The organism is Sphingobacterium sp. UBA2610 (assembly GCF_002339225.1).
Lineage (GTDB): Bacteria > Bacteroidota > Bacteroidia > Sphingobacteriales > Sphingobacteriaceae > Sphingobacterium > Sphingobacterium multivorum.
Map to the genome: position 1 here is coordinate 384021 of NZ_DDKA01000001.1, position 21449 is coordinate 405469.

Sequence of the window (21449 nt, forward strand, 5' to 3'; positions counted from 1 at the left end):
TACTTGTTTATCGGTTAGGTTGCTGGTCAATCACTGGACTTTTCGCTACCTCTCCTCCGGGAATTTCAAAATAATAGTCTATAGGTGTATACCGGAATGTTTTGGTACTTACCCATTGAAATCGTGCATCAAAGAAGTATTTACCCGTTGAGGTGGAAAAAAATGGATATAAACCCCTGAACCTAAAATTTTCATTGTTGCTATATAGATTTTTATCCTTTTGTATTCCCCAAAATCCATCCCGGCCTTCAAAATGCAGCACACGCCATCGACGCAAATCCCATTTTGCTTTATGTTCAAACGCAAGTTCCTTGCGACGCTCTTTTCGGACAATATCTCTTCCGGTATTATCTCCGGAGATCGCACCTGTTAGCAAATCTGCTCCCGCCCGCGAGCGAATCTCATTGACAGCACTGGTTGCTATCTGTAAAGGGTCGCTTCCATCAGCAGGATTAGCACCTAGCATTTTGAGTTCGACAGCTGCTTCAGCTGCATTTAATAAAACTTCAGCGTAACGCATTAAAATAAAGGGCTGATCAGACTTCCCTTCCCCCACTTCTTTTGCAGGATTTGTATTCAGCCATTTACGTACATAAAAACCAGTTAATGTCGCTTCACCATTATCGAAGAATGGCCCTTCGTTTCCGGCAGCATTCATTTTTTGTCCATTATAATCAACAGTTTGCTGACCACTACCATCTCTTGGACTCAGGTACAGCGTCTTCGGTGAGCCTGTGTAAGCACCCAGCTGTTGGTAACGTGTATCCGCGTTTGCATAAGAATAATCCGTGAACAATGGTTTTATGGGTGCTGAACCGGTGTATATGCCTGCCCGTATTTCCATTTTTCGATCCTTGAAGATATCATCAGGAAAGATAACATAAGCACGCAAGCGGGGTTCCGCATTTTTAAAGAAGTCCATCGGTTTGTCGTAAAGTCTATACTCCCCGTCCTTGCTGCTTTGTCCGGTAGTCACTTTAACTGTCCCGTCGGCGTATTTGTCAAATCCATCAAACAGTTCCATAAAATCTACCGTTGGACAAGTACCCGCAGAAAGTGGCGATCGAAAAGTGAAGGGCGAACTAAACGCATCAAAACTATGTGTCAATGTCGGATAAGTATATTGTTTGACGTAAATATTTTCCGGGCTACTGAGGTCACTAAACATATCCACCATATTTTGATACTGAGCTTCTTTATCGTTCGCTGCCCATTTCTTTTTATACAGCGAATAGCCCCCAGCTGCTATTACCTGTCGAGCTGCGGCGTAAGCTTCTCCAAAGTACTTTTGTGATGCAGCCCTTGCTGTGGTGACATCGAAACCGATCACACGTACACCAGTTTTCCTTCCAAGACCAGTCAAGCGACCAGAAACAGTTTCATTATATTTGGCCACACTTCCAGCATAAAGCATGGCTTCGGACTTAAAAGACAGTGCTACAAACTTGTTGGAATAACCTGTTTTCGGGCTCTTCGTCATCAGTAATTTAATGGCCTCATCGTAGTCTTTAAGAATTTGGTTCCACGTATCTTCCTCACTGGAACGAGGTATTTCCAGTTTATCCAATGTGTTCGGATATTGCAGTTCTTTCGTCACCAAAGGAATTCCCCCGAAGCGTCGTGCCATGGCGTAAAATACGGTTGCCCGAACATAGTATCCCTCACCTAAGTAATGATTATAAAGTTCTTCAGAAAATTTATCCTTGTAATTGGGTAAAGTTTCAATGAGATGATTGGCATCCCGAAGTAATTCGAACGCTCTTTCCCAATAAGCTGTCCGCTCGCCAGTAAACGAAGTACTGATCCCATCTCTAGTCACAGCTTCCCCCGTTCCTTCAATGCCAATGGCAGCCAGCCAACCATTGAACTCTATCCCCCATTGTGCCATATATTTAAAATCTTCAAATGGCATTAGGCTGTACATCCGAGCCATATAGATATCCATACCGGCTGGGGTATTTAATAGATCTTGGTCTGTGACAATATTTTTGGGCGTGATATCCAGATCGGCACAACCTATAAATCCGATGGAGCCAGCTAACGATAATATAACAAGTAATTTTTTCATCTGTATAAATTTGCTTTTCAATTGTGATGAACCTATCCGATTTATTCATTCCCCAATAAGATTGAATGAATCATTATGGTTTCATCGGAACAGTTTTTTGCGTGCTAAAAAGTAAGCGATAAGCCTAATGAATAGGTTTTATTCAATGGATACATCCGACCTAAATTATCGTCTGGATGTTCGGGATCCACATATCGCACGCCCGTGATTGTAAATAAATTGTAAGCATTTGCATAAACACGTAATCGCATCGATGAGGATTGTTTTAAATTCGAAAAGGTGTAGCCCAATTCAATGCTTTTGAGACGTAAATAAGCTGTACTCACCCGATTAAATTCAGAATTGGATTTTGGATATCGTCCGGTGAAACCATAATAGCCTTGAACCCATTCAGTTGTGGGATCATAAGGATCTGCCAATGGATTAACAGGGTGCCAACGGTCAAGATATTGTTCAAGCGTTCCGCCACCATTTGTGCCCCATATTGCATAAAGAGGTTCCTTATATTCCATTGACCCCAATGCTGAGCCTTGAAACAAGAGGTTCATATCGAAATTTTTATACGCGGTTTCGAGGTTCAAACTATAATTTACCCATGGCGTCTGGTCAAAGGCAAATGGATGTTCATCCTGATCGTTGATTTCACCATCCCCGTTCCAATCTAGGTATTTATAATCTCCAGGCAATACATCACGTTCCTTGTAAATTGGATAACTCCAGATATCGGCCCAATTTTCAAAGCGTCCTGCCGATTCATAGCCAAATTGTATCCCTTGATACCGGTCGTTGAAGTTGTCATTACGCCAACGGTCGTACGAGTTTTTGTATGGGCCATTTTGAACAACTGTGAGATATTTATTTCTAGTCACCGTGGCAATCGCGCGAATATTATAGGAGAAATCGTTGATTTTATTACGATGTTTCAATTCCAATTCTAATCCCATATGACGATCACTATTGGCATTTTCCATCGGGGCTATGGCCCCAATTACTGTAGGGAATTCACTTGTACGCCGTTGAAATAATCCTGATCGCGTACGTTCAAAATAATCCAAGGTAAAACCGAACAATCCGTTCCAGCCTTCAAAATCTAAACCTACATTAAAGGTTTTCGCTTTATACCAAGTAATTAACTCGTTGGCGATAGCCTTTCGACTTACACCCGTAATGTATTTATCACCGAACATATAGCCTGGTGCATATTGATTGTTGTATCCATTTTCAGCGTTTCCGCTGGTTGCAGGATAAACATAACCTGGTACCCAACCAAAATCCCATGAGTCTGACAAATCATCGCCCAGCACACCATAACTGCCTCGTAATTTCAGCTGATTAACAAAAGAGAGAGCGTCAATCGATTTGAAAAACGGCTCTTCAGAGATACGCCAGCCTACAGAAGCGGAAGGGAAAAAACCCCATTGATGCCCTTTTGCAAAACGGGAAGATCCATCATAGCGAAACTGGAATTCGGCAATATAACGTCCAGCAAAATCATAGTTAACACGTCCAAATAGCGCAGACTTCGCTTCATTATAATAATCACCTATCCCACCATACATGGAAGTCATTTGTCCATCTTCTACGCCAGCGAGCAATTGATCTGAACCAAAAGCAAGATTTTTCAATCCATAGAAGTTATCGCCATCGTTTTTTTGTGATTCCCAGCCGACAAGTGCAGCTAGCTTATGTTGATCCCCAAAAGTTCGATCATAATTCAAAATAAATTGTCCCAATACCTGTTGCTTATCATAAAACTCCCGCTTCATTTGATTTGGACTACTCAAGTTATAGAGTTTCTGATCATATTTACCCGTTGTTTTATTCAACGCATACTGATAATATTCCTTTCTGAATAGGGAATTGTTATCTGCACGGTAATCGTAACTAATCAATGCTTTCGCCGAAAATCCTTGAAGAAAAGGAGATAAATTACTCAGATCATAATTCAACGCGGCGGAAGATTGAAAGGTTTTCTTTTTAAATTTGCGATAGCCGGAAATAGATGCATCCATCATCGCGACTGTATTTTGTTCTAAATCTAGTCCCTCATAATTTAACATGGTATTTTCGGGATCTGCGTATGCAGGAAACAAGACACCCTGACGCCAATAATTCCGAATGATATCAACAGCACTGTTGTAAGGATTATTTTGCTGATCGGCCATGCCGCTGATATTTAAGTCAAGTTTCAATCCCCTGGCCAATTCTGCAGAAATAGTAGACCGCAAGTTGTATTTATTATAATTGAGATCGCCTGATTTAAAAAAGCCTTGCTGGTAGGAATAACCACCCCCAATATAATATTGAACTTTATTACTTCCACCAGAAAAGCTAACATCGTGTTGAGTCTGCGGCGCATATTTTGAAAAAATCAGACCCGTCCAATCGGACGAACGTCGTGTACCATTTCTAAAATCTTCAAAATCCTTTTCGGTATATATGGGACTACCACCATTGATATTGTTCATTGATTTCTCATTGTAGACCGTCATGGCACTGATTGCATCAGCCAATACAGGCAGTCCCGAAGGCCTTTGAAAAGTATAAGATCCATTATAATTGACGATCGTCTTCCCTTCTTTTCCCTTTTTTGTCGTTACAAGTACAACACCATTTGCCGATCTCACTCCATAAATAGCCGCCGATGCATCCTTTAGTACCGAAACGTCTTCGATATCACTTGGATTGAGACGCTGAAAGTCTTCACTTGTACGGGGTACCCCGTCAATTACGACTAAGGGAGCTCCCATACCACGTATATCAAAATTAGCACTATACGCTCCTGGCTCTGCACTTTTCTGCCAAACGCGTACACCGGCCACCCGACCAGTTAGCATATTCTGTGGATTTTCGTTCTTCGTCTGCCTCATTTCTGTCCCCTTCACAGATGCAATGGCACCGGTTAGTGATTGTTTACGCTGCGTACCATAACCGACTACGACAACTGTTTCCAGCTGCATGTCATCGCTTTGCAATACGACATTAATCGTGGACTTCCCATCAGTAACCTCCTCCTTTGCACTGAAGCCGAGGGATTTAAATAATAGTTTTTTACCTTCAGGAACATTAATAGAATAGCTTCCGTCCGCGTTGGTCGTTGTCTCTATACGACTATCTGCGTTCTGAACCGATATCGTCACTCCAGCAATCGGCTTATTGTTACTATCCAATACTTTTCCCCTGACATTCCGTTGTTGGGCCCATCCGATGGACGGAATACCCAGCGCCATCAGCACAAGCAGTGTGCTGAGTCGCCGCCTCGATTTCCCTATATCCTTTTTCATCTTAATAAATTGGTTTTAAATAGTGATTGTGCTCTTGAAGTATTTCATGAGCGTGTATGCTCGGTTTTTATTGTTATTGTTTCTCAAATAAATCTTGCTTCTGTTGATCTTCCATCTCTTCCGGTTATTTCCCCCCATGATCATGAGCCAGCATTGCGTACTGTGCCGCATAGGCAAACATGAACATCCCCTCTAGGTTGTTTTTACCTGTGTCTGCATGCCACCCCCCGAGAAGATCTTGCGGTAATAAGCCTGAACGCAAAAAGTGTGTATATCCATAGTCTAAATTCTGTTGAAAGGATTTCTTATAGCTTCCAGCTTTTTTGAAAACTGGAGAAATCTGAAGAAATCCTCGAAGCAATACTCCATTAAACCAGTTGTTAAACCCATCCGACGCATAAGTATAGTGTGCAGGAACCTGCGAACCCGGTGTAGCAAAATATTGGAAACTCGCATCGGTCAACTGCTCTCCGTCTTCCAAATAGATTTTTGATTGAGTCGCCCTATACAGATCGGCAGCTCCAGAAATCATTGTACCGCTGTTATAAGAAAAAGAGGTCCCAACGGCTTTCCTCAATTGGGTATTTTTTCGGTACTTTATGCCATCCACAATTTCGTAGGCAACACTGCAATCTGGATAACATTCGCCCAGCATATCATCATATACACCTTTATCGTTCAATAGATGATCCTTTTGCCAAGCATAAATCCTTTTAGCAAAATCCAAATAATACTCGCTCTTCCGAATCGTTTTCGAACGGCGGGATTGTTTGTCTTCTATATCAATATATCGATATGTTATCAGGTCCTTCTTGGTTTTATAAATTTCGTGTAACCAAACCAGCGGGCTAACCATTGGTGCATTGCTACAGGCGTGTTTTGTGACATAGCCCGGTCCCCAAGGTATTCCACCATTTTCATGCCCCCGATTATCGCGCGTGCAGTCCCATCCATCCAGGACATAAGCAGTCAGATACTCAGCTTCCTTTAGATAAGTATCTTTACCAGTCAGACGGTATCCCTCTATCAACTCCCGTATCATCCACATCTGATCGTCATAAACATTGAGTACGCCTGTTACATTGGCTTTGCCTTTTTCTCCGACACGATCCACAGCGTACACTGTCCAGTCTTTTGTTTGTGTGAAGGAAATAAGGTTGAAGGAACCTAAATAATAAGCTGCATTACCATGGAGCTCGGCCAAAAGGTTAACATAGCGTTTATAGTTGTGATCAAATAAACGATGGTTCCCCTTTTCTTTTTGCGATTTGAGCCCACCTAAGATGGCATTGACAGCTTCTATCGAAGCGGAATACATCCATACACTTGCTTTTTCTTGGGAGCGCACCTTTGTATCCGGGTTATAAAAACGATACATAGCTTGTCGATCGGACGAGAAATAAACTTCCATTGATCGGTCAAAAAGTTCCATCGCACGGAGCAAGTTTTGCTCTTGAACAGTGTGACTGTTTTTGATATCGGCAACGGAAAAAGATGTTTGCGCCTCCGCATATCCATACGGAACAATCATCATTGATACGGAAGCAACAATCAAAAATTGCAGCTTTTTAAAGACTTTCATAAGTAAGATTTTCGATTTATAATTAGTTCGAGTTACTACCGGAAATACCTGTAGGAATTCGAACGCAAGGTAGTATTGAATGATTATTTTTTGGGTTAAATTTGGGTTAAAACGCAAAAATAAAACGATAACCCTAACCGCTATTTGTTTTTATATTATCATTAATGATACAAATACCACTTGTTGATTGTAACATAGCTTTTATTTTATTGGCCGCATTTTTTTGCATACTTTTAACGCTGTTAGATATTGATAAGGGATATCCTAACCGTTACGATTTCATTAAAAGCCGACAAGGGACAACATGTAATATCAAGCAGCTCATTGTCGACGACTAATTGGTTTAAGTTTTTGATTGTGCTATGCCACGCTGTATACTATATATTGTTTTTTTGCTTTTAATTCCGATACTATCCCTATCTCAGGGGCTCAGGTTTAGCGCCGGCCATGAACCTATAGATAAACGAACCTCCTATGAATTATTTAATAAAAAGGAGATTTCATTCGAGAAGCAGTTTACCTTAGCATTTCAATTATCCATTTACGCATCAAACTCATTAGGTAATATTTTCCGTGTCAAGAATAAAGACAACAACACAATTTATAATCTGTTTTATGATGAAGAGGGAGAAAACTGTATATTCCGCCTGAATGAAGAAGGTAAAACTAGTCTGATCATCGCGAAAATAAATCAACAACGATTATTTAAGGAGGAATGGATAAACATTCAGTTGACCTTTGATCTTGAAGGGCAAGTCTTTAAGCTCGAGATTCAGGATCAGGCCTTTGAATCGCCAAAGGTCAAGCTACCGCGAGTATACAGTCCCCGGATTATTTTTGGAAAAAGTGATTATCTGATTGATGTACCCATGATGTCGATCAAAAATGTACGTATTGGAAATGCAACGCATCAGTACTTCTTTCCGCTAAAGGAGAATGCGGGACATATTGTCCACGATGAAGACGGCAATGCTTACGGGAGTGTTTCCAATCCAACATGGCTGATTCTAGATTCTTACAAATGGAAAAATATTTTTTCGAACAGTTCACCGTCACAAGCTGGCTCATGTTACAATCAGCGAACGAAAGAGATTTATTATTTTAATCAGGATTCCATAACCATATACAATGTAAAAACCAATCAAACGAATAAGGTTGCGTTTCAAAACCCCTGTCCTGTTAAACTGGTTTTAGGAAATAATTTCATCGACTCTACGACAAATAAACTCTATGTTTATGAACTTTTTTATACGCAATCTTATTTAGGTCCTACAGTTGCCAGTCTTGATCTAAAAAATTTCGAATGGAAAGTCGAGAGTTACGACCTGATCAAGAAGGAGCTAAATCATCATGGCTCTTTTTATGACGAAAGAAGTCGGCAGTTCTATATTTTCGGGGGCTATGGCAATATGACATACAGTGATGAATTTAGACGTTACGATGTCGACTCCAACAAATGGCAAACCGTAGAGGGATGGTCAGGTGATAAAATCTTCCCGCGTTATTTTCTTACCGCTGGAAAAGGTACCGAAGATCATACCGCCTATATATTCGGAGGTATGGGCAATGAATCGGGAGAACATATTGTTGGGCGAAAATATCTGTATGATTTTTATCAGATTAATTTGAACAGTAAGAAAATCATTAAAAAATGGGACATCATGTGGAAAGACAAGCATATCGTGCCAGCCCGAGGTTTGGTCTTTCCAGATGAGGCGCACTTTTATGCTCTATGCTACCCAGAGTATCTAACAAAATCCAATATTCAACTTTATCGCTTTTCGATTCAAGACGGAAGTTTTGCCATAGTAGGCGACTCCGTCCCGATCTACTCGGATAAAATAAGTACGCATGCCCAACTTTATATGGATAAGCAGTTAGGCAGACTCCTAGTGTTGGTTCAGGAATCAAAGGATGATATCCAATCGACATTAAAGGTTTATTCATTAAACATGACTCCTATAACTTTGGAAGAGCTAAACAGCTTTCCTAGATATGGCTCTCACCGCAAGGCATTCCTATTCTTGATGATATTCGGGATAGTTGGATTGAGTACTTACTTTATTTGGAGGCATAGAAAAGGAAAAAGACAATTAACTAATCTATTAGAAGAAACCGCCCTTATCATTAATCCAATAGCAGTAACCGCTGAATTGCCAAAAAAAGACGATTTTGTTCGTCCGAATGCAATTTTTCTATTCGGTGAGTTTCGTGCGTTTGACCGAAACAAACGGGATGTCTCCTATTTATTTAGCACAAAGCTTAAGCAGGCATTTTGTCTCATTCTATCCCACCGATCGGGTATAAGTTCTCCATATTTCAGCCAGATGATGTGGCCTGACAAATCAGAAGATAAGGTCAAGAACTCACGAGGAGTGACGATCAACCATTTAAGAAAAGTACTAAACGAATTTACAGGAATAAAACTTGTGCATAAGAAGGGCCGATTTATTATTGAAACAACGGAAGAATTCTATTGTGATTATGTAGCATGTATCCAGTTAATGGCTGATCCTTCGTACATCAATGAAAGCAAATTAACTCAAGTCATCCAGCGGGGAAAGTTCTTGCAGGGATTGGATCACCCTGTATTTGATACCCTAAAAACTGAAGTTGAACAAAATTTGCTTCCTATTTTTCTGGCGAAACTTCAGCAAGCGGATCTCGAACATCAACATAAAAAAAGCATTGCGTTAGCACATGCCATATTGTTATTGGATCCCTTAAATGAACAGGCTATATTCTCTCAAGTAAGAGCGATGTTTGCTTTACATCAGCAAGAGGATGCCCGTATAAAATTTCAACAATTCTGCCTCAATTATAAACAGCTCATGAACGAAGATTTCCCATACCAACTGGATAAAATTATATAGTCCCTCCAATTTAAGTCGCCACCCTCTCACGATGACGATTCACAAATTGCTTTTTCAACAGATACAATTTGTAGTGATCGTATAAACCGATGACTAAAAGAACAAAACAAACCACGTAAAATGTTTTATTTGATAGGTAAGTGAATGAAATACCGCTCACAAGTCCGCCAACGACATACGCGCTCACGATGCTCAATAGCAAATGGAATTTGTCGACCAATGCCTTATTGCTCCGGTTAGACTCCTTGGTGAACATCGAAATCAATATGGCCAAATCTGTCGTTAGCCCGGTCAAATGTGTTGTTTTCACAACAGAATTCGATATGCTCGCAGTCAAACCGTTTTGTAGCCCCATCGCAAAGAGCAATGCACCGACAAGTATCTCAGTTTCTTTCAAAGAATCCTCATAAAATACATCAAGATATATCCCAACAAATAATATACTCAATATTTCCAATACCAAGGGAATGGAATGTGTCAAATAGGAGCTAAAACGTCCTTTACCATGAATGATGATCAGATTAGAAAGCATACTCCCTACTAGAAAAAGTAAAATCCAAAAAAGCACCACAGCACCTTGGTACCAATTCCCTTTCGCTATCTCCTGTGCAAAAACAGCATAATAACCCGTTACATTCGAGGTAAACGAGAAAAAGACAATGACAGATGCGACATTGACCATTCCTGCAGAAAACGCGGTAATTCCCCCCAGCCTAATGTTATCTTGAATCGTCCTATGGTTACTATATTTTCTCAGCATACTTTTCCTTTCCTCCTTTTTTCAGCACGATACGTGCAATTCCTTTCGTCTGCATATCCAAATTAAGATGCAGCACCAACTGGTTTTTATTCAACTTTTGGATAACGAAACTCTCTATTAGCTCGTCATTCTTACGAAGCTCAAGAATATGGCCTCGTCCCTTCAAAAACCAATTGTATTGTTTGTCCTCATGATGGGCAATAAAATTTTTATCACCCATTTTTTCAAAATGCCATAATCCATCCTGCAGGGGTGGAAGGTGCGCGATTGCAGCATCTTTTATTCCTTCATGGATAACCGCCTGTTTTTTGAATGTTGGAGACTTCTCCACTTTCTCAAAGTACCAACCCTGCTCTTCCCACTCCCCTTCTAAAAGCCGCTCAGGGTTTTCATAAAACATAACCATTGAACTAGCCCCTAAAAGCAAAAAGGACAACAAGACAAAGTTGAATTGTGCCAATATTTTTCTCTTAATAATTAACATCCCATTTCTTGTTAAAAAATAAATCCGCCAAGACATTTCTGCCGGTTTTGTTTGTCCCGGGTTTTTCTACGATCGAGACATTCTTCTGCTTACTTTTACTCAAGTGAAGCAAAGCCCGTCCGACGTCAAAAAAATGCCTTGTTCTTTTTTCAAATTCATAATCTGTGGGAACCTTGACTTCATCAATCCGAGCTCCGCGCAAATAATGTTGTAAATAATTGAGATTGTCAGAGCCGATAATATCTGTATAGATATTTAGCTTACGATTTTCATAACGATGACAGATCATCTGGCAGGCTTTCAAAAAATCTTCTGATTGCAGCTTATTAAGCTGATCTTCCAGTGTAATCCCTAATAACTCACTAATCGAAGTACTGCTCTTATTGCCATAGACCAAAATAATGTCTAGCTCTTCAGCTGACGATTGTTCTATACTATGAATCACAAAAAAGAGCGAATCAATCGTAAAATCACTTGGAATCAATACACGCGTTGCCTTTGCCATATCCAATTATTTTTATACAAAATTAACAGGTCATCATGGCAACCGAATGAATCTGAAATTAACTTTCTATTAGAATTTTAGGACTTGTATTAAAATGAGATTAAAAATAAAATGTAGATTAAAATGGGATTAAAATTTAGTTCCGGCCTTGTAGTATAACTCTGCCAGTGCCTTCCGATAGTCCGTAAAAAGCTTCTCTTGCTTGATACGCATTTCAATCAGCTTGTTTTCCCTGCTATTGACAACAAACAAGGTTGATTCACCCAGCTCAAACTTATTTAATTCACCCTTAAGGAGCAATTCCTGGTTACTTATATTGATCGATTGAAGTTCAATCTGTTTACTGTAAGCATTTAAATCATTGTACTTTTTAACGACGTCATTGTAAATATTTCTTTCAGTCGCTACCTGCTCAAATCGTAGTTGATCTTGCTTAATCCGTACCTCTTTGAGCTTCCCACGTTCGGCGCGAATAAAAAGTGGAAATGCAAATTCAAAACCTAGCTTATAGTTCTGCCAATTAAAATCATACTGCGGTGGTACAAAATCATTTAAACCGCGACGGCTAGAAATGAGCGTACCCGACACATTCAATTTAGGTTTAAGCATTTCTTTTCGATAACGTTCTTCAAATAGCAGTTGCTGATTTTTACTAGCCAACTTGATCATTTCGGGATGAGCAATTTTTGCCGAATCCAGTAGTGCCTCGATCACACGATTATCCGGCAAAATAACTTGGTCTTCGAGCTTATGTGGTATGGCGTGATCGGGAAGTTCAACCGGAAATTGTTGATCATTCCACAAATGATTGGACAATACAATTTTCGCATTTTTAAGTTCTACTTCATACTTTGAAAGTTCTATCCGTCGTTCTTTTACGACGACCGAAGCTTCGATAGAATCGATTGCAGGTTTGTCCCCCAGCATAGTCTGCTCACTGATTGCGCTAAACCGCTGATCCGCTAATTTAACGCCCTCTAATAAAAGTTGGTATTGCTGGTAAGCAAAATACCAGTTCCAATAATCTGAAAGTGCCTGAAACCAAATGGCATTAATTTGCTTGATCTTTTCGCCTTCCAGATAGCTGATCATCGCCTTTGCCTGCTGTAACGTATTCCTTCGGCTATCGACGATTAAACCTTGCCCCAAAGGAATACTTAAACCGATTGCAGAGAGCCCCGCATTATTCGTTCGGGATTGTGGGTTTGTATATTCACCTACATTTCGATCATAAGCTATTTTCAGATCTGCTCCTGCTAACCAAAGTGGGATTTTCAACTCGCTATTCCACTCATTGTAATAATCCGTATGACCGAAATGCTTATTTTTAAAGCTCGAATTTAGTGTTGGATCAAACTTCCCTAACGCTTGTGTTACTTGGGCTTTTGCAGTTTCACTCAGTAGATTTACTTGTTTAACAATGGGATGATTAGCCATTAAAAGCTCTTCCATGTCATCAACTGTAAAAGTCTTCGGTGCTCCATATTCCTTTTCCTGAGCCAAAAGATGAGAATAGAAAAAAAAGCAGAACACAATAAAAATAAAATTCAATTTATTCATATAACAATTACTTTTTCTCACTTTCTTTTGGTTCTCGTTCCAAACTCGGGGGAAAACCATTCAACTGTCGCCATATCTCATACCACAAAGGAACTTTGTTTAAAATAACCCTTCCATAAGCACCTGAACCTTGGTTTAACTGGATTGGCCAAGGCTCGTCACCCTCAGGAACCGGATCGGTCGCGCGTATTAAAATCCTAAATCGACCATTCGTACTGCTCACTTTATCGATGACTGAAACTTTTCCGGCAAAGGTACCCACCGCGACAGAAGGCCATCCGGAAAATTGGATTGATGGCCAGCCATCAAATTGCAGCCTTACATCACTCTCCGGCGCTATCAATGGTACATCCATTGCATTTACATAAAGCTCTACGGCCAGCAGTGGTTTTTTAGGTTGCAATGTCGCAACGGACTCCCCTTCCTTCATATTTTCACCGATTCCAGCTTTAAAGGTTTTAACAATAAAACCATCTTGTGGAGCCCTCACGACATATAATCCTCGTCGGACATCGATATTGGAGATCTCATTTCTCAGTTTAGCGATATCGCCCTGTACTGAGGCCTTGGAAGAAAAAGCGGAACTTAAATCAGACTGCGCTTTCGCTAATGACTCATTATACTTTGCACGGATGTTGTTTAATTCGATGCTCGCATTTGTTAGTGATTGTCTTGAATTTGATAATTTGTTATCTGCACTTACTACTTTAGCTCGATCATTTTGTAGATTTAAGCGTCTTGTCTCAATATCCGTTAACGAAAATAAGCCATCACGATACCCTTCTTCGTACCGTTTAAGCCGCTTTTCACTGGTCTCAAAAAAGCTCATGACAGCGACAAGTTCTGCACTATCTATTTTTACCACATTTTGTGCTTGAACCACCTTATTTTTAGCTGATGCAAGCTGAAAATCCAGCCCATTTTTCAATGCTTCAATCTGTGCTTGGGTAGCTTGCATCTTTTGATTAGCGGCATCTTCTCCACTCCTTTTGGCATGCAATTGTTCTTCTAATCTTACAGGTAGCATGGGATCAAAATAGGATTGTGCAGTCTCCGAAAGGACCAAAATTGTGTCACCTTTCTTCACTTCCTGCCCTTCGGTAACTGCCCAATACTCGATGCGGCCACCAATCTGATTTTGGATAGTCTGCGGTCTATCTTGTGGACGTAAAGCGGTAACCGTTCCTACTCCAAGAATTGTTTGCCGCCAGGGGAGAAAAAGTGCCAGTACAAAAACAATCCCAGATAACACAAGGATCCGCCCCAAAACTAAGGATCCCCGCTCTTTCAATAAGCTATCAACAGCATCATGAGAAAGATCTCTCCAAGAGAGCGTTGTCCGATTCGAATGATCCTTATTAATCAACATAAACCGCAGCGTCCTCCTCCAACGCAAGATCGGTTACAGCAGCCAGTTTGACAACTCCCGTAAGCATATCAAAAATCGTATTTAAGTTAGTCATCAGTTTTTCAATGGCATAACCAATTTGAACGATCACAACTTCAGCAGCTACAAATTGACCAAAAGTCATTTGCCGCTCGACAACAAAATAGGATCCAAGCAAGAGCATCGCTCCAAACAACAGGGTCCGAAGCAGGACAGACCCTAGAAAAAAACGCTTTAAAACTTTAAAATGATCGTTTCGCGCCGATAAATATTTACTGACAATGGAATCTGTTGTTCTCGTCACTTCGTTCATTTTCATCTCATCTCCACGATAATGGTCGATTTGTCCGGCAACAGCTTCCAAATAGGCTACCGTCTCATATTTGTATTCAGACTCTTCAATACTTGTTTTCAAGCCTCTTTTATAATATAAAACAAGTATCGTAATGACAGAAAAAATGACAATAAGGCCAAAGGCCAAAAATGCGGGATGATAAAAAGATAATAAAACCACGCTGAAGAAAATTGTCACGACCGCGGCGATGATATCGATCAAAAGTTTGATAATTCCCTTTTGAATAATGATGACATCAAAAAATCGGTTGACCAACTCCACTAGGTTTTTTCCAAGTAACTTTTTAGGTTTAATTCTTGGCAGTCGATACGAAAATTCAATCGCTGATTTTAGAAAGATTTTCTGCTCCAAATACTCGACCAAGGTCAATTGTCCGATCAATAATACTCCACCTACGATCACGCCAAATAACACAAAAGCAATTAAGATATAGGTAGAGCTATACATCGCTCCATTGCTTAAAAAATTAAATATTGCTGTTATCCCTATTGGAATAGTCAAACTAAAAATACCGATCACAATAGCATAAATAAATATATAATTGATCGTTTTCCGTTCAGTATGTAATAGGCTTGCCAACCGCTGTAAGGGGGATGGTCCGCCTTGTATATGCCCCATAAAAATAGATAGAAGATAAGTTAGAAATGATAATTTCAGCTAAAACAATAGTAAAAAACTCCGAGCGATCATTCAACTAGTCCGGTTGCTCTGTTTCCGATACTTGATTGCTCTTTAAATATAATCGTAGAACAAATTTGGCCCTCAACCTTACGGAGTGCATTAGCGACATTAAAAAAATTGCGTGTTTTCTTTTTATAGGTATAATCTCGCGGTATTATGATCTCATCAACAGACTGTCCCCTAAGATAATGCTGCAAATAATGACTGTTATCGGTACCCAAGATATCTGCAAAAATACTGAGCCCACGGTTTTTATAGCGCTGATAGATTACGCTGCAGCCTTTTAAAAAAGAATCCGATTGAAGTGTCTCCAGTTGATCTTCCAATCCAATTCCGAGTAATTCACTCGCAGAAGTACTGCTTTTATTGCCATACACAAGGATAATATCGATAGAATCTGCCGTTGACTCTTCAATACTTTGACGCACAAAATGAAGGGAGTCGACTGTAAAATCACTGGGTATTAATATACGCGTTGTTTTAGCCATGCTTTTTTTTAGCAAAGTTAAAACGCACATATGGCAACGGAATGAATCTAAAATTAGCTTTCCATTAGAAAGCTCGCAACTGTATTAAAATGAGATTAGAAATGCCATCTAAATTAAAACTACATTAGAATCGAAGGTAAGTGGGTAGTTCAATTTCTACAGTGGTGCCTTCACTCACAACAGAATTGACTTTCAATGTCCCACCATGCAGCTTAATAATATTTCTGGCTAAGGGAAGTCCTATACCATAACCATCTATCCCACTCGTATTGGAAGCTCTAAAATAGGGATCGTAAATATGGTCCAATTCACGGGAAGGTATTCCGATACCTTTGTCTTTTATTAGAATAAAGACTTTATTGTCCAATGCACCCAAAGCAATGTATGCTGTTCTATCCGATGAATACTTACATGCATTGCTGATAATATTGGATAGCGCAAGCTGTAGCAAAATTGCATTTCCATTCACCTTAAGTCGCATACTATCATCTGGTAATAGACTGAAATCTGTAATAATCTTAAACTTGTCATTGATGGCCTTAACTGTTAGTTCGGCATCCATCACAATCTGATCAATACGAACGGGGCTAAATGCAGTCGCATTATTAACAAAACCTGTACGCGCCAGCAATAAAAGTGCTTTTGTTTTCTTTTCCAAATGCTCTGCCGACTCAATGATCTTAAATAATGTTCGTTGGTACTCCTCCGTTGTGCGTTCTTTTGATAAAGCAAGATCTGCCTGTCCTATGATGGATGTCAATGGCGTATTCAGTTCATGTGATGCATTGCTGATAAAGTTCTTTTGTGTTTCGAAAGAGGTTTCCAAGCGCGTCAACATCCGATTAAAGGTGAGTGCCAGACCATGAAGCTCCCCTTTATATTTATCCTCATCCAATCGTTTATAGAGATTTTCAGAACCAATCTCCTGCACCTCTTTCATCATGGTCAATATGGGCTTTAAAAACGAGCGCTTCATAAAAACCGAAACAACGAATATAAAGAGAATTCCCAAAATCAGACTTATAATAAGGAGATTACGAAGATAGGCCAAATGGTGTGTATAAAAGTAATTTTCAGCAGAAGCGCCCACGATATACTTTCGACCATTTTGCGAAAAGTATTTAGTTGAATAGAATTGATTGCCCGACTTGAAATTTGAGCTTCCCTTTTTATTGATTTTATCCCAAAGCTCTTGATGGAATCCCTGGCTTCTTACAATAGCACCATTGCTATCAAATTCCACCAAAAATTCATGCTGATTATTGAGATTTTCAATAAAATCAAGGCTCCACTGATCAGTTTGGGAGGCAGATTTACTATTCAGAAATTTCTCTGCAGCAATATTTCGCCGCAGGTCCAGCCGCTTATAAAAATCTGTAAAAGCAAAATTCGTAATGGAATAAAAAATAAAGCCAACAAAACAACTCACATAAATGACTAGAATTGCAATGAGATAAGTAAGCTTTCGGTTATAATTGTGCATGTTTAAATATTCAGTCTTCTATTTTTAAAACATATCCCATACCAATAACCGTATGGATCGCTTTTTTGCTCGTTACTTTTTCAATCTTTTTTCTCAGATAATTCACATAAACATCGACAACATTTGATCCGATATCGAAATTTATACCCCATATTTTGTCCAAAAGCTCCGTGCGCTCAAATACCTTTTTGGGGCTCTGAATAAACAACAAAAGCAAACGATACTCGGTACTTGTCAAATTGAGTTCCTGCCCGTCACAATAGGCTATTTTTTTATAATCATCGATACGCAGAAAACCATAACTAAATGTGTCTTTCGAAGGTAGCAATTCACGTTGCGTTGCCTGTACGATAGACTGTTGTCTGCGGATCAATGAACGTATCCGAGCCTTCAATTCAATGAGCTTAAAGGGTTTGGAAAGATAGTCATCAGCACCATTATCGAGTCCGAGCACCACATTCTCTGGAGTTCCAAGTGCAGTCAGCATCATAACAGGTAAATCTGTATAGCCCCACTGCCTGATCTGCTTACAAATATCCAGTCCATTAGTTCCTGGCAAAAGAATGTCCAGTAACACAAGGGAGACATCTTGCTTCGCCAAGAGCTGTTCCAGACCTTCCGAACGCCCCAGATGAATAACCCTATAACCATCCTCGCCTAAGCCTTGTACGATCAAATCGGCAACATCCTGCTCATCTTCAACCAAAATAATTTTTTGCTCCTCCATATTCGTCATGATGTGTAGTTCGCAGTAAGGAACTACGATCCAAACCATAAAAATAACGTTTTGACTCAAGAGACACAAATCCCATTTTTGCCAAAATCCACACGAAAAGAATCTTGCGCTATTTTGCAAAAGCAAAAGCGCTGTGTTCATCCATAACTATGAATTGCCGCAGTTTACTCTAACCAGCCCTTTACGAGATCGTTATGTTTCTTGATCCATTCTTTTGCCGTATCTGTTTTGTTTTGGCTTCCTTGCATTTGTGACAACAAATCAGCCATTGTCGATTCATCAAAGTAGACTTTGGAAAAAAATTGGGCAAGCTCCGGTTGCTCCATGCGAAAGTCTCCTCGTGCAAAAATTTTGATTTGCTCGGCATCACCCAATGTCTTTTTAGGATCCTCCAAAAACTTCAATTTCATTTTAGCAAACATCCAATGTGGTTGCCAGCCAGCTACCACAATCCATCGTTTTGCTTTAATCGCGTTTTGCAATTCCGTAATCATGGCAACCGTAGATGAATTCACATGTTTATAATCGAGTTCATATTCTTTGATCACTTGATCTACAGCACGTGTTATTCCAGCACCCTTTTCTATACCGATAATCCTTTTATCAAATTCTCGTTCATGTTTTCTCAACTCTTCAATCCGATCAATTGTTACATAATCTGGCACAACAAGTCCATTTCGCGCATGGCTATAACTCGTTCCGAGCTCTTCAATATTTGGAAATTTAGCCACTTTACTTCCATGGGTCAATGGCAGCCAAACATCCATATATAGATCTGTATCGCCATTGTTCATAGAGGCTAAGATCATATCAGGCGTAGCTCGTTGGATAACGACATGATACCCCTTTTCTTCCATAATTACTTTTGCGACCTCTGTCATTGCAACTCCTTCTGCCCAGCCATCGACCATGCCGATATGAATAATATTTTTATTCCGGCCCTTGCTGCATGCCCCAAGTAATAACACCATCAGGCACAATACCATACTTTTTATTTTCCTCATACTATGCTTTCTTTTTTACAAAGCCCTGTGTGATCCGATCCAAAATAATAGCGAGAATCACAACGGACAAACCGCTTTCAAAACCAAGACCAATATCCAAGTTGTTTATACCTTCAAGTACTTTTTCTCCCAAACCACCGGCAGCAATCATTCCGGCAATAACAACCATCGATAAAGACAGTAATATGGTTTGATTGATCCCTGCTAAAATTGTTTTGGTAGCCAAGGGCAATTCTACTTTAAATAAGATCTGGCTATTGGTTGCTCCAAATGAACGTGCAGCTTCCACGATATCTTTTGGAACCGCATCAATCCCTAGGGTCGTCAAACGTACAGCAGGTGGCATAGCAAAAATAATGGTCGCAAAAGCTCCTGGGACTTTACCAATACTAAAAAATAACACTGCCGGAATCAAATAGACAAAGGCCGGCATTGTCTGCATCAAGTCAAGCAAGGGACGAATGATCTTGGCCGCTAGCTTATTTTTTGCAGCCCACACACCCAAAGGAACTGATATAACCAAGGCTGTCAAGGTAGCGACCAATACCAGCGCCAAAGTCTCCATTGTTGCAATCCAAAATCCCATCAGATAGATCAATGTTAATCCCAACAATGTCGTCAGTGCGACCCCTTTCCCAGATTTCCACCAGGCTAATGCTGTAAATAATGCGATGATAATAAAAAAAGGTATCGTTGTTAACACCCATTCCAGTCCAATAATGGATGCATTCCCTGTATTTTTTATCAGGTTAAAAAATGGCTCTAAATGATCTGTCAGCCAATTGACGGCTACAGTGATGTATTGTCCTATATCGATTACTTTATTCATTTCTACTGATTATTTGCTTTCTCTTTTAATTCAATAATTTCCTCTTCATTATACTTTGTCGCTTCAATAATCAACGACGTCTGTGTTACGATCCCCAATAAACGATTATGTTCGTTCACCACAGCGATTGGCGACCGGATCTCCGATATCAGGGGCAACATTTCTTCAACGGTCACCTCTTTTGATACGGTTGGAACGTTGGCATGTATAATGGATTCTACGGTGGGTTCCCTACGCTTTGCCGATTGAATGACTTCACTCATATGAACAAAACCAAGGAAAGTATCATGCGCATCGACTACAGGGAGAATTTCAATTCCTGTCGCCCGCATTTTCCGCAGCGCCCCCTCAGGGCCATCTTTTTTGAAACGTACAACAGTAGGTTTCTCAAACATCAGTGAACCTGCCGAAATGATCGACTTGCGATCCACTTTTTCAACAAAGGCTTTAACATACTCACTTGCTGGATTTGTCAAGATATCTTCCGCAGTACCGATCTGTTCGATGACACCATCTTTCATAATAGCAATACGATCGCCCAATTTGATCGCTTCATCGAGATCATGGGTAATAAATACGATTGTTTTTTGTAGATTATCCTGCAACTCCAGTAACTGATCTTGCATTTCTGTTTTAATCAGGGGATCCAGAGCTGAAAATGCCTCATCCATCAGTAGTACTTCAGGATCATTTGCAAGTGCCCGAGCCAGTCCAACCCGCTGTTGCATACCACCCGATAACTGAGAAGGTAGCTGTTGTTCAAATCCACTGAGCCCGACGACATCAAGCGCTTGCTGCGCTTTAGATTCCCGTTTGTCCCGTTCTTCCCCTCGTAGTTCTAAACCGAAAGCAGCATTGCTCAACACGGTATGATGTGGCAACAGACCAAACTTTTGAAAGACCATACTCATTTCTGTTCGACGGACTTCAAGAAGATCTTTATTATTTTTCCCTGTTATATCCTCACCATTGATATAAACCTTTCCTGATGTCGGTTCGTTCAATCGATTCAGACAACGGAGCAGGGTAGATTTCCCACTTCCCGAAAGCCCCATTATAACGAAAAATTCCCCCTCGAAGATTTCAAAATTAGCTTTGTTAATCCCAATAGTACAGCCCGTTTTCGCTAAAATATCCTTCTTCGAGAAACCCTCGTTCAGTAAGTGCAGAGCTTGTTTCTTTTGCTTTCCGAAAACAAGTACCAAGTCTTCAACTTTTACTTTTACCTTGCTTGTTTTATCCATTCTTTAATTTTTTTAAACATAAATAAACCAAAAGGGCATAAGTGATCCACTAAGGCCATACGCCTACGCTATTTTCTTACAAATAAAAAATATCCCTACAGTTGAGTCCGTTTGATCGAAATCTTA

16 protein-coding genes are annotated in these 21449 nt (G+C 40.0%); 1 reads left to right on the top strand and 15 read right to left on the bottom strand.

Annotated elements, in window-relative coordinates; genetic code table 11:
* Positions 1-7: 7 nt before the first annotated feature.
* The 3 genes from B4Z47_RS01755 to B4Z47_RS01765 form a co-directional block, all read right to left on the bottom strand.
* Complete coding sequence (locus B4Z47_RS01755) at positions 8-2068, bottom strand: RagB/SusD family nutrient uptake outer membrane protein (RefSeq protein ID WP_201638964.1); 2061 nt, start codon at positions 2066-2068, stop codon at positions 8-10.
* A 104-nt stretch (positions 2069-2172) separates the two neighbouring features.
* Positions 2173-5352, bottom strand: a complete 3180-nt coding sequence (locus B4Z47_RS01760) for a SusC/RagA family TonB-linked outer membrane protein (protein WP_286726631.1) — start codon at positions 5350-5352, stop codon at positions 2173-2175.
* A 124-nt stretch (positions 5353-5476) separates the two neighbouring features.
* A complete protein-coding gene (locus tag B4Z47_RS01765) occupies positions 5477-6934 on the bottom strand; it encodes a glycoside hydrolase family 76 protein (protein ID WP_201638962.1) in 1458 nt (485 codons plus the stop codon).
* A 362-nt stretch (positions 6935-7296) separates the two neighbouring features.
* On the opposite strand from B4Z47_RS01765, the gene B4Z47_RS01770 reads away from it, so the two are divergent.
* Entirely contained in the window at positions 7297-9807 is a 2511-nt protein-coding gene (locus tag B4Z47_RS01770; protein WP_286726633.1) for a kelch repeat-containing protein, read from the top strand.
* A gap of 10 nt (positions 9808-9817) precedes the next feature.
* Here the strand turns inward: B4Z47_RS01770 and B4Z47_RS01775 are convergent, their stop codons facing one another.
* The 12 genes from B4Z47_RS01775 to B4Z47_RS01830 all read right to left on the bottom strand — a co-directional run bounded on the left by B4Z47_RS01775 (position 9818) and on the right by B4Z47_RS01830 (position 21323).
* Positions 9818-10567 carry a YoaK family protein gene (locus B4Z47_RS01775; RefSeq protein WP_201638960.1) on the bottom strand — a complete coding sequence of 250 codons (750 nt, stop codon included), beginning with the start codon at positions 10565-10567 and terminating at the stop codon, positions 9818-9820.
* Positions 10551-11051, bottom strand: a complete 501-nt coding sequence (locus tag B4Z47_RS01780; RefSeq protein WP_046675389.1) for a hypothetical protein — start codon at positions 11049-11051, stop codon at positions 10551-10553. Before B4Z47_RS01780 ends, B4Z47_RS01775 begins: the two co-directional genes overlap by 17 nt.
* Positions 11038-11556, bottom strand: coding sequence for a hypothetical protein (locus B4Z47_RS01785; RefSeq protein ID WP_112376064.1), 519 nt, complete (start codon positions 11554-11556; stop codon positions 11038-11040). The genes B4Z47_RS01780 and B4Z47_RS01785 overlap by 14 nt, the downstream gene beginning before the upstream one ends.
* Before the next feature lie 129 nt (positions 11557-11685).
* Positions 11686-13116, bottom strand: a complete 1431-nt coding sequence (locus B4Z47_RS01790) for a TolC family protein (RefSeq protein WP_159333091.1) — start codon at positions 13114-13116, stop codon at positions 11686-11688.
* 7 nt (positions 13117-13123) lie between these two features.
* On the bottom strand, positions 13124-14485 hold the full coding sequence (locus B4Z47_RS01795; RefSeq protein ID WP_070567940.1) for an HlyD family secretion protein: 1362 nt from the start codon (positions 14483-14485) through the stop codon (positions 13124-13126).
* Positions 14475-15476 carry an ABC transporter transmembrane domain-containing protein gene (locus tag B4Z47_RS01800; RefSeq protein ID WP_201638959.1) on the bottom strand — a complete coding sequence of 334 codons (1002 nt, stop codon included), beginning with the start codon at positions 15474-15476 and terminating at the stop codon, positions 14475-14477. The genes B4Z47_RS01795 and B4Z47_RS01800 overlap by 11 nt, the downstream gene beginning before the upstream one ends.
* A 68-nt stretch (positions 15477-15544) precedes the next feature.
* Positions 15545-16027: a hypothetical protein gene (locus tag B4Z47_RS01805; RefSeq protein WP_159333093.1), complete on the bottom strand. Its 483-nt coding sequence runs from the start codon at positions 16025-16027 to the stop codon at positions 15545-15547.
* Positions 16028-16151: 124 nt separating this feature from the next.
* A complete protein-coding gene (locus tag B4Z47_RS01810; protein ID WP_159333094.1) occupies positions 16152-17510 on the bottom strand; it encodes a HAMP domain-containing sensor histidine kinase in 1359 nt (452 codons plus the stop codon).
* 10 nt (positions 17511-17520) lie between these two features.
* The gene (locus tag B4Z47_RS01815; protein WP_236560243.1) at positions 17521-18285 is read right to left on the bottom strand and encodes a response regulator transcription factor; all 765 of its coding nucleotides are present in this window, start codon (positions 18283-18285) and stop codon (positions 17521-17523) included.
* 125 nt (positions 18286-18410) lie between these two features.
* Entirely contained in the window at positions 18411-19250 is an 840-nt protein-coding gene (locus B4Z47_RS01820) for a glycine betaine ABC transporter substrate-binding protein (RefSeq protein ID WP_159333095.1), read from the bottom strand.
* Position 19251: 1 nt separating this feature from the next.
* On the bottom strand, positions 19252-20079 hold the full coding sequence (locus B4Z47_RS01825; RefSeq protein ID WP_159333096.1) for an ABC transporter permease: 828 nt from the start codon (positions 20077-20079) through the stop codon (positions 19252-19254).
* A 2-nt stretch (positions 20080-20081) separates the two neighbouring features.
* A complete protein-coding gene (locus B4Z47_RS01830; RefSeq protein ID WP_046675375.1) occupies positions 20082-21323 on the bottom strand; it encodes a quaternary amine ABC transporter ATP-binding protein in 1242 nt (413 codons plus the stop codon).
* Positions 21324-21449 lie beyond the last annotated feature (126 nt).

Excerpts from the sequence above, each read along its gene's own strand:
- B4Z47_RS01755 (WP_201638964.1), bottom strand. The coding sequence starts at position 2,068 with ATGAAAAAATTACTTGTTATATTATCGTTAGCTGGCTCCATCGGATTT.
- B4Z47_RS01805 (WP_159333093.1), bottom strand. The coding sequence starts at position 16,027 with ATGGCTAAAACAACGCGTATATTAATACCCAGTGATTTTACAGTCGAC.
- B4Z47_RS01815 (WP_236560243.1), bottom strand. The coding sequence starts at position 18,285 with ATGGTTTGGATCGTAGTTCCTTACTGCGAACTACACATCATGACGAAT.
- B4Z47_RS01775 (WP_201638960.1), bottom strand. The coding sequence starts at position 10,567 with ATGCTGAGAAAATATAGTAACCATAGGACGATTCAAGATAACATTAGG.
- B4Z47_RS01790 (WP_159333091.1), bottom strand. The coding sequence starts at position 13,116 with ATGAATAAATTGAATTTTATTTTTATTGTGTTCTGCTTTTTTTTCTAT.
- B4Z47_RS01820 (WP_159333095.1), bottom strand. The coding sequence starts at position 19,250 with ATGAGGAAAATAAAAAGTATGGTATTGTGCCTGATGGTGTTATTACTT.
- B4Z47_RS01830 (WP_046675375.1), bottom strand. The coding sequence starts at position 21,323 with ATGGATAAAACAAGCAAGGTAAAAGTAAAAGTTGAAGACTTGGTACTT.
- B4Z47_RS01795 (WP_070567940.1), bottom strand. The coding sequence starts at position 14,485 with ATGTTGATTAATAAGGATCATTCGAATCGGACAACGCTCTCTTGGAGA.
- B4Z47_RS01765 (WP_201638962.1), bottom strand. The coding sequence starts at position 6,934 with ATGAAAGTCTTTAAAAAGCTGCAATTTTTGATTGTTGCTTCCGTATCA.
- B4Z47_RS01780 (WP_046675389.1), bottom strand. The coding sequence starts at position 11,051 with ATGTTAATTATTAAGAGAAAAATATTGGCACAATTCAACTTTGTCTTG.
- B4Z47_RS01800 (WP_201638959.1), bottom strand. The coding sequence starts at position 15,476 with ATGGGGCATATACAAGGCGGACCATCCCCCTTACAGCGGTTGGCAAGC.
- B4Z47_RS01770 (WP_286726633.1), top strand. The coding sequence starts at position 7,297 with ATGCCACGCTGTATACTATATATTGTTTTTTTGCTTTTAATTCCGATA.
- B4Z47_RS01785 (WP_112376064.1), bottom strand. The coding sequence starts at position 11,556 with ATGGCAAAGGCAACGCGTGTATTGATTCCAAGTGATTTTACGATTGAT.
- B4Z47_RS01760 (WP_286726631.1), bottom strand. The coding sequence starts at position 5,352 with ATGAAAAAGGATATAGGGAAATCGAGGCGGCGACTCAGCACACTGCTT.
- B4Z47_RS01810 (WP_159333094.1), bottom strand. The coding sequence starts at position 17,510 with ATGCACAATTATAACCGAAAGCTTACTTATCTCATTGCAATTCTAGTC.
- B4Z47_RS01825 (WP_159333096.1), bottom strand. The coding sequence starts at position 20,079 with ATGAATAAAGTAATCGATATAGGACAATACATCACTGTAGCCGTCAAT.